This window comes from uncultured Gemella sp., from assembly GCF_963515875.1.
Classification (GTDB): Bacteria; Bacillota; Bacilli; order Staphylococcales; family Gemellaceae; genus Gemella.
This window is the reverse complement of the sequence record NZ_CAUPZX010000027.1, coordinates 11,334-25,711: the sequence shown is the minus strand read 5'-3', so window position 1 is coordinate 25,711 and position 14,378 is coordinate 11,334. Positions and strand designations below refer to the sequence as shown.

The window sequence follows — 14,378 nt, the reverse complement described above, 5'->3', positions numbered from 1 at the left end:
ATTATTTTTGTACACCTTAATTATATTGGATATTTGTCTTTTTGTATATAAAAATTGAAATCCGGGGCTGGAATTTTTTCCATGCCCCGGATTTAGTATACAACCACATAAAGAATTTACAGAGTTTTATTCACACTCCCGGTAAGAGGGAAAATAATTTGATATCAAACTATTTTCCCTCTTACTCTTACTTTTATATTATTTATTAAAACTTTTATAATTCATTTAATCTACATTTAAAATTCTTAAATATATTTTACTTTATTTTTTATTGCTGTAGCAAATAAGTTTTTCAAGGATATATTTCACATAATATCTGAAATATCCCCTATCTTAGACTCTTTACTTTTAATATTATTTTCTTTTATAGAGTTACTAATACCTTATTTCATAGCTATAAAATTATATATTTACTTAACTTTCTCTGTATAATAACCCGCCTTATAACTCGAATAAGCTAGTTCTACCTTATCCATTAGACTTGCTAAAGTTACGATAATTCCTATAACAAGTAATATTGTTACAGATTTTTTATATTTCATCACTATCTTATCATACATATTATTCACTTCTTTTCTTATACTGGTTGACAAAATCTATAGCCATGAGTAGCACATCTATCAGCATGCATTCTACTACTTTTTCCTAATCCTGTAAAAAACCATACTATAAAATTATCAAAACTCCCTTCCCCTCCTGAAATATCCAAAAGTTCTTTTTCTGATAATCTGTAAATTTTTGTTCCCTTATTCATTTCTATCTTCCTCCATAATATCCATTTCTATAACTATTATATGCTAAGTTTACCTTATCATATAAACTAAATGCCGCTTCTATTGTTCCATATATAGCTAATCCGCCTAATATAATTGCTGGAATCGCTCCTCCATTTATTTTTTCTAATTCATCTGTATTTATTTGTACTAATTTCATGTAGTATTCTCCTTAAACTTTATTCTGTAAGCTTACACTTTTTATTATAGACTATTTAAATATTTTTTGTTGTTTTTTTTCCTGAATGGTCAATTTTTTTACTTGAACGGTCACTTTTTTAAATTTTATCTTAAAAAATAAAACTGACTTAAAAACTTTTTTAAAATCAGTTTTACTTTTTATATTATTTCTTCTCATCTAGCGTAAAATGCGTTTCTATACTGAAAATTCCATCTTCTGGAGCATACGCTTTTATTACTTCTTTATGTTTTTCAGCAATTACTTGAGCCATAGATAAACCAATACCGTATCCTTTAACGTGGCTATTTCTTGATTCATCTAAACGATAAAATCTATCGAATACTTCTCGTAAATCTCCTTTTTTTACATTAGCTTTATTAGTTGAATTATTGCTTGTTGATCTCCGTTATAATAAAGATTACTGTCAATATCTGTAGCAATGAATTTCTTTTGGAAATTAGCTAATTCATTAAAATTATTTATACGAGATTTTAACGTATTTGTCAAGTCGAACTTCACTCTTTCTACTGTATCTTTTTCTTCCATTCTACTAAAAGCGACTAAGCTATTAACAAGACTAGTTAGACGTTCTACTTGATTTTGAATATTTTTAGTCCATTTAGAATTACCATGCTCAAGTTCTAATACATCGGTATTGGAACTAATAATAGCTAATGGTGTTTTTAATTCATGACTAGCATCTGTAATAAATTGCTTTTGCTTTACATAACTCTGTTGGATTGGTGCTATTACTTTTTTTGATACCATTACAATAATTATAAGTACAGATAAGATAACTATAGAAGATATGATTATTGTATTTCTAACAAATGAATAATAAGACTCTAAGTCTCTTTGACAATTTAAAAACAATATAACATTTCCAGTCTTAGTTTCTGCTATTAAATATCGATAACTTTCTATAAAACCACTCTCTTGTCCATTAGTATATATTTTATCAATATAACTTTGCAAATCTTTCTGCGACGAAATCAAAGCATCATCTCGATAAGAATTTTTGATCTTCCCTTCAGAATCTACTTTCGCTACAGAAAAACCTGTTGAATCAGTAGCGCTAGATGTATTTTTAGTTATCACTAAATCATTTTCTGCACCTTCTTTGAACAGGGCAACTAATGTTTGTGATTTTGCCGTTTCATGTAGTGTTTCATCTATTCGTTGCTCCAACTTATAATAGTTAATAAAATTTAGAGTTACTGCCATTAAGGTTATAATTACTGCACCACTAATTACTGCTGAAGCAACAAATTTTCTTCTAAGACCCTTGAACATCGACTATCTCCAATGTATATCCAACATTTCTAGTTGCTTTAATTTGAATATTAGCATCTAATGCTTTCAGTTTTTTTCTTAAGTAAGAAATGTTAACCCAAACTACATTAATCTCTGAATCACTATCATAACCCCAAATTCTTTCTAGAAATTGTTCTGTTTGAATAACATTCCCCGGATTACGCATTAGCATTTTCATCATTTGATATTCTTTATTTGATAGTCTTACTTTATCTTTATCAGTAGATAACTCGAAAGTATATTTACTCAAACTAATATTTCCTAATTCAAGAACATTACTCGTAAATGTTGCCTGTCTTCTTGTCATAGATTTTACACGTGCTAGTAATTCTTTAATAACAAATGGTTTTGTTAAATAATCGTTAGCCTCGCTGTCAAGACCATATACTTTATCTTCTACTTCTGATTTCGTCGTTAATAGTAGTACAGGTGTATTTTTTTATTTTCTCTCAATTTTTTAACTACTGTTACTCCATCCATCTTCGGCATCATAACATCCAATATAGCTCCATCATAGTCATCAAGCACCAGATAATCTAATGCATCCTGACCATTATCAACTGTATCTACCGAATAATTATTATGTTTTAGCATCGCTTCTAGAGCATCTGCTAAGTCTCTTCCATCTTCTGCTAGTAATAGTCTCATTTCTCAACACTCCTTACTTTATTTTTATATATAATAGCTTCCTGTCAAGCAAAAGGGAAAATGTCCTAAATTACAAATAAAAAATAGCGAAAAAAAATCCTTAAAAATAAGAATATGTAGAAGCCCTTCCGCGCTATCACTTGGATGAGCCAAAAGAGAATGATAAAAAAAGCGAAGCCTTATTTTAATCATTCTTTTTGCCTATACTAAAGATTATCGAAATCACCTTTAGCTATCGAATTATCAATTTTAGATATATATTTTTAGAGTCTCCTATTCATCAAAGTAAGCACCGACAATCATACCAGTAGAATCATCGATAGCGATATGAAGAGAAGTTGTTTTATTGTCAAACCATTTATGAATACTCGCATCCATTTGAAGAAGTTTTCCAAAATATTTTTTTCTAGATCTACTAGGATGGACATTAGATAAATTAGGGGTAGTTTCTATAGAAGTAGAGTTTATCCCTTTGAGTAGAGTGAATAGAAGGAGTATTCTTTTGTTTAATTCTACGTTTCATTAAAGCTTTAGTTTTTTTAGTAGCTTTAGGAGAGACAATATCAGCATCAAATAAGATTTTAGCTACAGAAGTTCGACTAATTTTAATATTTTTTTCATCATGAAGTATTTCACAAAAATGTGAGAAAGAAAAATCATAGTAAGTATCTTTATACCAAGAGACTATTTGATGTTTGATAGAATCAGGGATTTTATTACTAGGTGAGATGCCAGTGTTTTTATGAATAAAACCAGTAGCCCCTTCTGTTTCAGCCACTTTTATTAACCGATTAATTTGTTTTTCAGTTATATTGAGAAGAGAAGCTGCACGTTGTTTTGTGATAACATCTGTCATTTTATTTCCTCCGAATATTATGATTTTATTATAATATATTTTTATTGCATTGGGACATTTTCCCTTTTCTCTATTTAAGACATTATCACTTTTCATTCACAGATATTAGAAAGTCGAATTATAGAGAGGTTGACTTTTTGAAATTCAGATGATAAAACAATTTCTATACTATTTCTTTTTTATCCCCAATAATTTCTAAATATGATATAATAAAATGAACATAATATTTGCGGAAGGATGTAGTGGTGTGAAAGATCATTCTTATTATATGGAGATGGCGCTAGAAGAAGCGCGGAGAGCGTACGCAAAAGGAGAGGTTCCGATAGGAGCTGTGTTGGTTATTGATGGTAAGGTTGTTGCGAAGGCTCATAATACTCGTGAAGAAAATCAACAGGCATTGAATCATGCAGAAATGTTAGTTATAAAAGAAGCTTGTGAAAAACAGGGTTTTTGGAGACTTGACAATAGTTATTTATATACTACTGTTGAGCCTTGTGTTATGTGTAGTGGGGCAATTGTTCAAGCTAGAGTTGAAAATGTTATTTATGGTGCGAGTGACCCTAAATATGGCTGTTGTGGTAGTTGCATTGATTTAGTAGGTGAGAATAAATTTAATCATCAGGCTAAAGTTATCTCTGGGGTGTTGGCAGAAGAGTGCTCTATGCTTATGAAGAGCTTCTTTAAGGAACTTAGAGAGAAGAAAAAGAAATAAACATTCAATATATTTATAAATTTAAATTTTTTTAAAGTATAAATATAAAATAATTAAAGATAATAATATATAAACATAATGACGATAAGAATATTCCAAAGAATTGTGTCGTCATTTTTGTTTTAATATATAGTAATAAAATAAATAGTTACTTATTAAAAATAAACTAAAGAAGAAATCTAAAAAAGACGAAAATTTCTAATTTTTCAACTGTTTTTCGCTATCATTATTTTAAAAAATTTGATACAATAATCATAGAAAGTATAGAGGAGTTCTAATGAAAATAGAAAATGTAATAAAGAAGTTTAATCGGAAGAAAATATACTTGTGTCCTAAGTGTTTATCCGAATCATATATAGAAAATATTAGTTTAGTTTGTGATGATAACCACCGCTATGATTTTTCTAAAAAAGGATATATTCATTTGATTAATAACTACAAACCGACAAAATACAGTGAAGAGCTATTTATGGCTCGTAACGAGGTTTTTAGTAATGGTTTTTACACAAATGTATTAAAAAACATTCAAAATTTAGTAGGAAAATATTCTAAGGATGTTGTGCTAGATATAGGATGTGGAGAAGGATATTACATCAAGGAATTAAAAACAGTATTTCCTGAGAAATATTTTTACGGTTTAGATAATAGTAAGGATGCGATTGAGCTTGCTGTTAAAGAAGACAAATTAAACCCTTATATGGTGGCTAACTTAGCTAATCTACCTTTTAAAGATGGTAGTGTCTCGTGTATTCTTAACATATTAACGCCAGCTAATTATGAGGAGTTCTTCAGAGTGTTAGGTGATAATGGATACTTGATAAAAATTATTCCGAACGCAAACTACCTTAGAGAGATTAGAGAGTTGATTGGCGGTAAGGAATATACTAATAGTGATACCGTGAAGTTAATTGAGGATAATTGTACAGTCGTGGATAGAATTACTGTGAGCGATACATTTAAGCTGACTAAGGAACAAGCGCAGAATTTTCTTAAGATGACCCCTTTAACATTTTCAAAAGTTATTGCAGCAGATGATATTAACAAACTGAAAGAAATTACGATAGATTTGGAACTTTTAGTTTGTAAAAAGTAGAGTATTTAGTAAGGGGAAATAATAAAAGAGGAGGGTTATGATATGAATACTACAAAATATGATCATGTTGTTGAGGTTAAAAAACATGCAAAGAGTCCATGGTACAAGAAGTGTCTTGATTTTTCGTTAAATGAAGAAGATACATATCTTATGAGAGAGGCTAGTATTCGTCAAACTAATTATTATCTTTGTGAAAGAGATGGAAGAATATATTTAGTGGATAGTGATAATGAGGTGGAAGAAATTTTTGGAGTGGATCTTACGAATTTTGTGGAGATAGAAATTGATGGATTCATTTATCGAAAATATAGATATATAAAGTGATTTGACAATTGAATAGTGGGCGTTAGTAGTTTGGTAGTGTAGTACAAAAAAGGAGAAATATTATGTACGTAGCATACGATAGTGAGGATGAAGTTTTTAATGCGTTGGATAATGATATAGAAAAAAATAAGGAGTATCATTGTCCGATATGTGGGGGCAAGGTTATATTCAAAAAAGGAGTAAAGATTCAATCGCATTTTGCACATGCTAAAAACTGCTCTTGTGAGTTTGAAACATATAAGAAAGAAAGCAGTGAGCATTTAGAGGCGAAGAAGGATCTTTATGAGCATTTCAGAAAGAAATATCGTAATGTAGAAGTCGAACATATTTTTAAAACAGGGGAAAAAAATGATATTCAAATAGCAGATGTTTTTATTAAAGATAATAGTATTGCTTTTGAGTATCAAAGGTCGGTTATTCCTTTTGAACTTATCAAAGCTAGAACTAAAGGGTATATGAAGGCAGGATTAAAATTAATTTGGTTAATAGACACAAACAAATTCATAAAAGAGTTAAAGAGTTATGATGGTATAAGCTATATTAGGTATGCGCCATTTGTGGATAATTTTTTGAATTATTATCAAGGTAAGGTATTCTTTTATGGCTGGGATAATATAAATAAAAAATTTGAGTTTTATCAAATTTGGGCTCATAATTTGAAGAAAAGAAATGCTGTTTGTATAAAGACTGCATTAAGTATTGATGAGTTTGATGTACCGCTGGACTTGAAACTATTAGATAAAGACTTAACGTCAAAAATATATCCATCTGATGTTGAAAATTATGTATATGAACAAATTAAATATGATAAGACAGTAAAAAATAAAGTTTTGAGTATGTTTTATAATCAGCATATTGAGCTGAATAACATACCAGAAATTATAGGTGTTAATATGCTGGAGCAAGTCCTTATAAGAACACCGCTTATTTACTGGCAAGGTTTGATGTATAGGTTCTATAATGAAGGTAAAAGTTACTCGGAACTTATAAGAATAATGAGCAATATTATAGAATTTAAAGATAGTATTTATATTAATAATGTTCAACAAGGGGAAATTTTCTTAAAAGTATTTAAAGAGTATTATGCTCTATTAGTTGAAAATGTCAAATAAGAGGATAAAATTATGGGGGAGTATATTGAAAGTTTTACAGATGAACAAAAAAGAGTGTTGCTTTCTTTAATAGCTATAGAGAAAGTTACGACTTTAAAGATGCACAGGGTATTTAAAGATTTAAATAGTATAGAAAAGATTTTGAAATTATCTATACCGGAGCTAGCTATATATTTTGGAGATAATGCTGAAGAGATTTATACTAAGCTTCATAATAATATGGACTTTGATTTTGAGAGTTATTTTGAATTTTATAATGTGAAATATATGTTTTGTGATGATGTGTATTATCCGAAGGAATTATTTAGGGTTTATGATTATCCATTTGTTATATTTTATAGAGGTAATAAAGATATATTGCTTTTTAGAAGAAAGATTTCTATAGTAGGAAGCAGAAATAACACATCATATTCTAATGATGCTCTCAATAGTATAGTGCCATATTTAACGATGAATAACTTTGTAATAGTAAGTGGTCTTGCGACTGGGGTTGATAGTCTTGCTCATGAGGGGGCTATAAATAGTAAAGGATACACTATAGGTGTAATAGCTCATGGGCACAATATTATTTATCCAGAACAAAGTTATAAACTCTATAAAGAGTTAGAAAGAAACCATCTTATTATATCTGAGTATTTCCCAACTTCTCCTATTAGAAAATATAAGTTTTTAGAAAGAAATAGGATTGTCGCTGGATTGTCATGTGCACTTTTAGTGACGGAAGCAGCGAAGAGAAGCGGAACGCAAAGAACGATAGATTTCGCCTTGGATATAGGTTCTGATGTATTCTGCCTACCGGGGAAATTTGGCGATAAGATGAGTTATGCGATGAATGAGTACATTAAAGAGGGGGCGATACTTGTAAATAAATTAGAGGATTTTGGTAATGAATTAGGATTTTAGTGTAGATATTTGAAAGGATGATTAGAGTGACGGATATCTTATTTATTAATCCACTAGGTTGGGATAGATATATTTGGGCGAGAGTCTTAGAAAATATACCAGACCAAACCTTTGATTTTATTGAATTTACCGAAGAGAGTTTTAAATCTATATCAAAAAAGGAAATTGAGAAGGTACTATTAAATAAAATGACGAATGTAAGAAGAGGAGGTTATATAGTAACTGCTTCTTATGGTACGGTCGTTTTACTTAACGGTTTAGAGATTTTTAGTGAGTACCTTGATGGTGTTAATCTAATTATCATCGAGGGCTTAGAACCTATACCTCCTGAATCGGTGTTAAAAACATATTTTGAACCAGAGATAAAGTTCACTAGTAAAGAAGAATATCTATCAAAGACACTTAGTGTAGAAGAGAGGCAAGATGAGTTTTTAGTGGAGTTAATCCTAAGAAAACTTAGAAAAGAAGGTAGTGAATATATGGTAAGACCGAACTCGCAGATAGAGTATGATTATTTATCTTTATATGCGGGGGTAGATAATTTACAACTATTGAAAAGAAGTAGGAATGTATTTAATAAACTTATAGTTTTTTCTTACTTTAAATTGGTAGGGATGAATTATACACAAATAGAGGAGTCAGATCATCTTCTTATGGTTACTAAACCAAAGATGATTGTGGATGTATTATTAGGGAAATAGAGAATTATGATAAATTTTATAATAGAAAATTTGATAATGTGTAAAAGGAACGCATTGTTATTACGATATAAAATTATTGTTTAAAGCAAGTAGCTGATTGGAATAATATTAGCTACTTGTTTAATTTTTATATTATAAGCTGTATTAGTTGATAGAAATTATCAAGTATAGTATAATTTACAAGTTGTTTAAGGTCAGAAGGTGATTTTACGGAGAGAATATATAAAATAGATTTATAGAAGGAGAAGATAAGTGAGAAACTTTTTTAATACACTATTAGGTAAGAAAAGTCCAGAGTTTTTTGATGTAATAAAAGGAAGAAAATCGGTTAAGTATTTTGATCCGAGTAGTAAAATGAAGCGTGAAGAAATTATAGAGATGTTAGATGAAGCGAATACAGCTCCTTCATCTTGCAATTTGCAACCTTGGAGATATATTGTTGTGGATACACAAGAGGGTAAAGAGAAATTAGGTAGTGCTAATTTTAATAAAATTCAAAATGATACTTCTGCAGCAATGATTATCGTATTAGGTGATTTGAATTATTATAGCAAGTTTGATGAAATATATGGAGAAGCTGTAGAAAAAGGCTACATGACAAAAGAAGTTAAAGATGGTTTTGAGGAAGGGATGGGTCCTCAGTTAGAAAGTTTACCGCTTGATAAGAATAGAGAAGGTGTATATTTTGATTGTGGGCTTTGGACTATGCAGTTTGCAAATATTGCCCGAGCTAAAGGTTATGACACTAATATTATAGGTGGCTTCATAAGAGAGCGAGTAGCAGAATTATTTGAACTAGAAGAGAATTTGATTCCAGTAATGCTTATAGCGATAGGAAAAAAAGAAAAAGATGGGAGACCTACAGTAAGGTTAAGAGCGGAAAAATTGGTTAGATTTGAATAAACAAAGTGAAAGTGCTAGATTTATGTAGTTTTTAAATATATTTCTTAGAAGTAATAAAAAGATTAATAAAGAGTAGTTTGATAGTGTTGATATTGAAGATGTTGATGCTTTCTAGCTACTCTTTTGTTTTGAGTCCATATTATTTTGATTTTTTTTGGTTACATTATAAAATAGTAAGTATATGTATAGATGATAAAAAGGAGATTTGTAGTGGATAAATTAGAAGCGGTAATTTTTGATTTTGATGGAACAATAGTAGATACAGAAAAGGTATATTATGAAAATATGCGTGATTTAACAGAGGAAGTATTAGGTCAAAAACTTGATAAAATGGATTATATACAAAATGTTTCTGGAACAAATGAAGAAACTAGTAAAAGGTATTATAACCAAAAGTATGGTATGCCTAGTGAGGAGTATGATAAATTCGAAGAAGAAATAACAAAACGTATATTGGATAATTATCATAATGCTCCAGTATTGCCGGGTATTGCTGAAGTGATGGAGTACCTTCATGATAAAGGTATTAAGATGGCTGTAGCTTCAAACGGGAAAAGAGAACATATTGAAACTGGGCTTCAAAGAAAAGGTTTTGATAAATATATTTCTGCTATTGCTACTAAGGAAGATGTAGTTAATCCTAAACCTGCTCCAGATATTTATTTGTTGGCTGCAGAAAAGTTAGGTGCTGATATAAAAAATACGATAGCTATAGAAGATTCGCGTCCGGGGGCGTTAGGAGCTGCATCATCAGGCGCGACACTTATAGTTCAAACGAATGATATAACAAAGTACATGGATTTTTCAGGTGTAAATTATAAATACAAGGATGTGGATCTTGTTCAAACAATAAAGTCAATTGTTGAGAGGGATTAGTATACAAAAACTATTTAGCGGAGTATAATAAGATTATTAAGAGTAATCTTAAAATCAAATATACACAGGGAGACAGTTATGTATACGTCTAATTTAAAAATTAAAGAAGGTTTTACTTCATATGCAACAACACCACTTGGTGGAGAATATAAAATGTTTATAGAAGAAAGTAAAGATGGTCCGATGGATCTATTTGCTACAGCATACAATGGATGTGTTAGTATGTGTGCAAAAGGATATTTCTTCAGAGCATACGAATTAGTAGATTTAGTAATTGAAACTGAATTGGTTGTAGATTACGATAATAAAAAAATTGTAGCTAATGTTCATGTAGATAGAACAGAAGAACAACTAGCAGCAGGAGATAGACAAGGTGTACTAGATAATATTAAATTACGTTGTAAAGTATCTCATTTATTATCATCTGATCTAGAAATTCAATATAATATTTTACCGTTAAAATAAAATAAGATTTTAAAAGAACTTAGGGTGTAAAAACTCTGAGTTCTTTTATTTTTTAAAGAGAAAAATAATTTTTTTCTTCTATATAATATAGTCCATATTGGATAAAGAAAATAGCCCTAAAAAAAGAAAACATATTCATAAAATTTTTTAAATTTTTTTCAACAAAACACTTGCAATATATGCTTTTACCATGTATAATAATTAATGTTGGTCTTGAAAAAGACTTGCGTTGAAGCGAAAGGTTACTGACACGCCCGGCCGCTTTGCCATGGCATGGCGTGCTGGAGAACTTTCGTGGAGAAGTCGCTACTAGATAGCGGCGAATAAATGTATAGGAGGAGAAATGATGGCAAAACAAAAAATTCGTATTCGTCTTAAAGGATATGATCACAGATTAGTAGATCAAAGTGCAGAGAAAATTGTTGAAACTGCAAAACGTTCTGGAGCAAAAGTTTCTGGACCAATTCCATTACCAACAGAAAAAGCAGTATACACAATTTTACGTTCAGTTCACATTTACAAAGATAGCCGTGAACAATTCGAACAACGTACACACAAACGCCTAATCGATATTATTGAACCAACACAAAAAACAGTTGACGCTTTAATCAGCTTAAACTTACCATCAGGTGTTGACATCGAATTAAAATTATAATTATAGGAGGTGACTTTCGATGACCAAAGGTATCTTAGGAAGAAAAGTAGGTATGACTCAAATCTTCGCTGAAAATGGAGAATTAATCCCAGTAACAGTAGTTGAAGCGAAAGGTAACGTCGTATTACAAAAGAAAACAGAAGAAGTTGAAGGATACAACGCAATCCAATTAGGATTCGACGATAAACGTCCTTACGATAAAGAACGTAAAGACCGTTTAGTAAAAGTTGCGAACAAACCTGAACAAGGTCACGCAGATAAAGCTAACACTGCTCCAAAACGTTTCGTACGCGAAATCAGAGATGCAGAAGTTGCTAATTATGAAGTAGGTCAAGAAGTCCAAGTTGATATTTTTGCAGCAGGGGACTTAGTTGACGTAACAGGAGTAAGTAAAGGTAAAGGATTCCAAGGGGCAATCAAGCGTCATGGACAAAGCCGCGGACCAATGGCTCACGGTTCTCGTTACCACCGTCGTCCTGGGTCAATGGGACCTGTAGCACCTAACCGTGTATTCAAAGGTAAAGCATTACCAGGTCAAATGGGTGGAGTTACAGTTACTACTCAAAACTTAGAAATCGTAAGCGTAGATGTAGAAAATGGATTAATCCTAGTTAAAGGATGTATTCCAGGATCTAAGAAAAGCTTCGTAAAAATCCAATCAGCAGTTAAATCTGGTAAATAATCGGAAAATATACGGAAGGAGGAAATTAGATAATGCCACAATTAGATTTATTTAAACAAGACGGTACTAAAGTTGGTGCAGTTGAAGCTAATGAAGCAGTATTCGGAATTGAACCAAATCAACACGTTTTATTCCAAGCTGTAACTTTACAAAGAGCATCACTTCGTCAAGGTACACACAAAACAAAAGGACGTTCTGAAGTTTCAGGTGGTGGTCGCAAACCATGGCGTCAAAAAGGAACAGGTCGTGCTCGTCAAGGATCTATCCGTTCACCACAATGGCGTGGAGGTGGAATTGTATTCGGACCTACACCACGTAGCTACAGCTTCAAAATGCCTCGTAAAATGCGTCGTTTAGCATTACGTTCTGCTTTATCTTCTAAAGTAGCAGCTAACGAAGTATTTGCATTAGAAAGTTTATCATTTGATACAATTAAAACTAAAAACTTTAAAGAAATGTTATCAAACCTTAGCCTAGAGAAAAAAGTATTATTCGTAGTTACTGAACTAGAAGAAAATACTGTTTTATCAGGAAGAAATATTCCAGGAGTTGAATTCGTAGAAACAACTGGTCTTAACGTATTAGATATCTTAGGAAGCAACAAAGTTGTATTCACTAAAGATGCAGTAGAAAAAGTTGGGGAGGTATTAGCATAATGGAAGCACGCGATATTATCAAACGCCCAGTACTAACTGAAAAAAGTTATTTATTAATGCAAGAAAATAAATACACTTTCCTAGTAGACACACGCGCTCACAAAACTCAAATTAAACAAGCTATCGAAGAAATCTTCGGAGTTAAAGTTGAGAAAGTAAACGTAATGAACTACAAACCAAAATTCCGTCGTGTTGGAAGATACGGTGGATACACTAACAAACGTAGAAAAGCAATCGTTAAGTTAGCAGAAGGACAAACAATCGAAGGATTATTCGCTTAAGAATAACAAAAACCACTAAGGAGGAAAAATGACAAATGGCAATTAAAGTATATAAAGCTATAACTAACGGTCGTCGTAACATGACATCATTAGATTTCGCAGAAATTACAACTAACAAACCAGAAAAGTCATTATTAGCGCCGCTACCGAAAAAAGCGGGAAGAAATAACCAAGGTAAAATTACAGTTCGTCACCACGGTGGAGGACACAAAAAACAATACCGTATTATTGACTTCAAGAGAAATAAAGACAACGTACCAGCAAAAGTTGCTACAATTGAGTACGATCCAAACCGTTCAGCGAACATCGCTCTATTACACTATGTAGATGGAGAAAAAAGATACATCATCGCTCCTAAAGAATTACAAGTAGGACAAATCTTAGTATCTGGTGAAACTGCTGATATTAAAGTTGGTAATGCATTACCACTAGCAAACATCCCTGTAGGGACATTAATTCACAACATCGAACTTAAACCTGGTAAAGGTGGACAATTAGTACGTTCTGCTGGAGCAAGTGCTCAAGTACTTGGTAAAGAAGGTAAATACGTATTAGTACGTCTTAAATCAGGAGAAGTAAGAATGATCTTAGCAACTTGCCGTGCTACAATCGGTGAAGTTGGTAACGAACAACACGGACTAGTAAATATCGGTAAAGCCGGTAGAACTCGTTGGTTAGGTAAAAGACCAACTGTACGTGGATCTGTTATGAACCCGAACGATCACCCACACGGTGGTGGTGAAGGACGTACTTCAATCGGACGTAAATCACCAATGTCACCATGGGGTAAACCTACTCTTGGTAAGAAAACTCGTTCTAAAAAAGCTCGTTCAAACAAATTTATCGTACGTGCTAGAACTAAATAATAAAATTAAACAAAGGTCAGTTGGTGAGGAGCAAGTGCTCTTTACCAAAACCTTAAGTATGCAAAGTATCGGAAAGGAGATAACACAATGGCTCGTAGTTTAAAAAAAGGACCATTCGCTGATCACCACTTATTAGCAAAAGTTGAAAAAATGAGCGAACAAGAAAAGAAACAAGTAATTAAAACTTGGTCTCGTCGTTCAACAATCTTCCCAACATTCATAGGACTTACTTTTGCAGTATATGACGGAAGAAAACATGTACCTGTATATGTGACTGAAGATATGGTAGGACACAAATTAGGTGAGTTTGCACCAACAAGAACTTACAAAGGTCACGTAGCAGACGACAGAAAAACAAGAAGATAATTATAGAAATT

At 31.6% G+C, this 14,378-nt stretch carries 22 protein-coding genes; 15 read left to right on the top strand and 7 right to left on the bottom strand.

Annotation, left to right across the window (positions count from 1 at the left end; translation table 11 throughout):
• Positions 1–410: 410 nt before the first annotated feature.
• From RWL85_RS05800 to RWL85_RS05770, 7 genes are all read right to left on the bottom strand, one after another.
• Positions 411–542 carry a hypothetical protein gene (locus RWL85_RS05800; protein WP_314085955.1) on the bottom strand — a complete coding sequence of 44 codons (132 nt, stop codon included), beginning with the start codon at positions 540–542 and terminating at the stop codon, positions 411–413.
• Between the two features lie 35 nt (positions 543–577).
• Positions 578–754, bottom strand: coding sequence for a hypothetical protein (locus RWL85_RS05795; RefSeq protein ID WP_314085952.1), 177 nt, complete (start codon positions 752–754; stop codon positions 578–580).
• Positions 755–756: 2 nt separating this feature from the next.
• A complete protein-coding gene (locus RWL85_RS05790; RefSeq protein WP_314085950.1) occupies positions 757–933 on the bottom strand; it encodes a class IIb bacteriocin, lactobin A/cerein 7B family in 177 nt (58 codons plus the stop codon).
• Positions 934–1,317: 384 nt separating this feature from the next.
• The gene (locus RWL85_RS05785; protein WP_314085947.1) at positions 1,318–2,247 is read right to left on the bottom strand and encodes a HAMP domain-containing sensor histidine kinase; all 930 of its coding nucleotides are present in this window, start codon (positions 2,245–2,247) and stop codon (positions 1,318–1,320) included.
• Complete coding sequence (locus RWL85_RS05780) at positions 2,231–2,575, bottom strand: winged helix-turn-helix domain-containing protein (RefSeq protein WP_314085945.1); 345 nt, start codon at positions 2,573–2,575, stop codon at positions 2,231–2,233. Before RWL85_RS05780 ends, RWL85_RS05785 begins: the two co-directional genes overlap by 17 nt.
• A 107-nt stretch (positions 2,576–2,682) precedes the next feature.
• The gene (locus tag RWL85_RS05775) at positions 2,683–2,916 is read right to left on the bottom strand and encodes a response regulator (protein WP_314085943.1); all 234 of its coding nucleotides are present in this window, start codon (positions 2,914–2,916) and stop codon (positions 2,683–2,685) included.
• A 436-nt stretch (positions 2,917–3,352) separates the two neighbouring features.
• A complete protein-coding gene (locus RWL85_RS05770) occupies positions 3,353–3,772 on the bottom strand; it encodes a hypothetical protein (RefSeq protein WP_314085941.1) in 420 nt (139 codons plus the stop codon).
• Positions 3,773–3,986: 214 nt separating this feature from the next.
• Here RWL85_RS05770 and tadA point away from each other — a divergent pair, with 214 nt between their 5' ends.
• The 15 genes from tadA (at position 3,987) to rpsS (ending at position 14,367) form a co-directional block, all read left to right on the top strand.
• Positions 3,987–4,484 carry a tRNA adenosine(34) deaminase TadA gene (gene tadA / locus RWL85_RS05765; protein ID WP_399533662.1) on the top strand — a complete coding sequence of 166 codons (498 nt, stop codon included), beginning with the start codon at positions 3,987–3,989 and terminating at the stop codon, positions 4,482–4,484.
• 277 nt (positions 4,485–4,761) lie between these two features.
• Positions 4,762–5,577 carry a methyltransferase domain-containing protein gene (locus RWL85_RS05760; RefSeq protein ID WP_314085940.1) on the top strand — a complete coding sequence of 272 codons (816 nt, stop codon included), beginning with the start codon at positions 4,762–4,764 and terminating at the stop codon, positions 5,575–5,577.
• A gap of 42 nt (positions 5,578–5,619) precedes the next feature.
• The gene (locus tag RWL85_RS05755) at positions 5,620–5,901 is read left to right on the top strand and encodes a hypothetical protein (RefSeq protein WP_314085938.1); all 282 of its coding nucleotides are present in this window, start codon (positions 5,620–5,622) and stop codon (positions 5,899–5,901) included.
• 62 nt (positions 5,902–5,963) lie between these two features.
• Entirely contained in the window at positions 5,964–7,013 is a 1,050-nt protein-coding gene (locus RWL85_RS05750) for a competence protein CoiA family protein (RefSeq protein WP_314085935.1), read from the top strand.
• Between the two features lie 12 nt (positions 7,014–7,025).
• On the top strand, positions 7,026–7,916 hold the full coding sequence (gene dprA, locus RWL85_RS05745; protein WP_314085933.1) for a DNA-processing protein DprA: 891 nt from the start codon (positions 7,026–7,028) through the stop codon (positions 7,914–7,916).
• 17 nt (positions 7,917–7,933) lie between these two features.
• On the top strand, positions 7,934–8,617 hold the full coding sequence (locus RWL85_RS05740) for a hypothetical protein (RefSeq protein WP_314085931.1): 684 nt from the start codon (positions 7,934–7,936) through the stop codon (positions 8,615–8,617).
• Positions 8,618–8,869: 252 nt separating this feature from the next.
• On the top strand, positions 8,870–9,520 hold the full coding sequence (locus RWL85_RS05735; RefSeq protein WP_314085928.1) for a nitroreductase family protein: 651 nt from the start codon (positions 8,870–8,872) through the stop codon (positions 9,518–9,520).
• A 210-nt stretch (positions 9,521–9,730) separates the two neighbouring features.
• The gene (locus RWL85_RS05730; RefSeq protein ID WP_314085925.1) at positions 9,731–10,396 is read left to right on the top strand and encodes an HAD family phosphatase; all 666 of its coding nucleotides are present in this window, start codon (positions 9,731–9,733) and stop codon (positions 10,394–10,396) included.
• A gap of 78 nt (positions 10,397–10,474) precedes the next feature.
• Positions 10,475–10,861 carry a hypothetical protein gene (locus RWL85_RS05725; RefSeq protein WP_314085922.1) on the top strand — a complete coding sequence of 129 codons (387 nt, stop codon included), beginning with the start codon at positions 10,475–10,477 and terminating at the stop codon, positions 10,859–10,861.
• Between the two features lie 346 nt (positions 10,862–11,207).
• A complete protein-coding gene (gene rpsJ / locus RWL85_RS05720; protein ID WP_003147624.1) occupies positions 11,208–11,516 on the top strand; it encodes a 30S ribosomal protein S10 in 309 nt (102 codons plus the stop codon).
• 19 nt (positions 11,517–11,535) lie between these two features.
• Entirely contained in the window at positions 11,536–12,198 is a 663-nt protein-coding gene (gene rplC / locus RWL85_RS05715) for a 50S ribosomal protein L3 (RefSeq protein WP_003144195.1), read from the top strand.
• A 32-nt stretch (positions 12,199–12,230) separates the two neighbouring features.
• Positions 12,231–12,854, top strand: a complete 624-nt coding sequence (gene rplD / locus RWL85_RS05710) for a 50S ribosomal protein L4 (protein WP_048802796.1) — start codon at positions 12,231–12,233, stop codon at positions 12,852–12,854.
• Positions 12,854–13,135 (top strand): 50S ribosomal protein L23, encoded by a 282-nt coding sequence (gene rplW / locus RWL85_RS05705; RefSeq protein ID WP_003144216.1) that lies wholly within the window; start codon positions 12,854–12,856, stop codon positions 13,133–13,135. Before rplD ends, rplW begins: the two co-directional genes overlap by 1 nt.
• Positions 13,136–13,170: 35 nt before the next feature.
• Complete coding sequence (gene rplB, locus RWL85_RS05700; protein WP_003147626.1) at positions 13,171–14,001, top strand: 50S ribosomal protein L2; 831 nt, start codon at positions 13,171–13,173, stop codon at positions 13,999–14,001.
• An 87-nt stretch (positions 14,002–14,088) separates the two neighbouring features.
• The gene (gene rpsS, locus RWL85_RS05695; RefSeq protein WP_314085916.1) at positions 14,089–14,367 is read left to right on the top strand and encodes a 30S ribosomal protein S19; all 279 of its coding nucleotides are present in this window, start codon (positions 14,089–14,091) and stop codon (positions 14,365–14,367) included.
• Positions 14,368–14,378 lie beyond the last annotated feature (11 nt).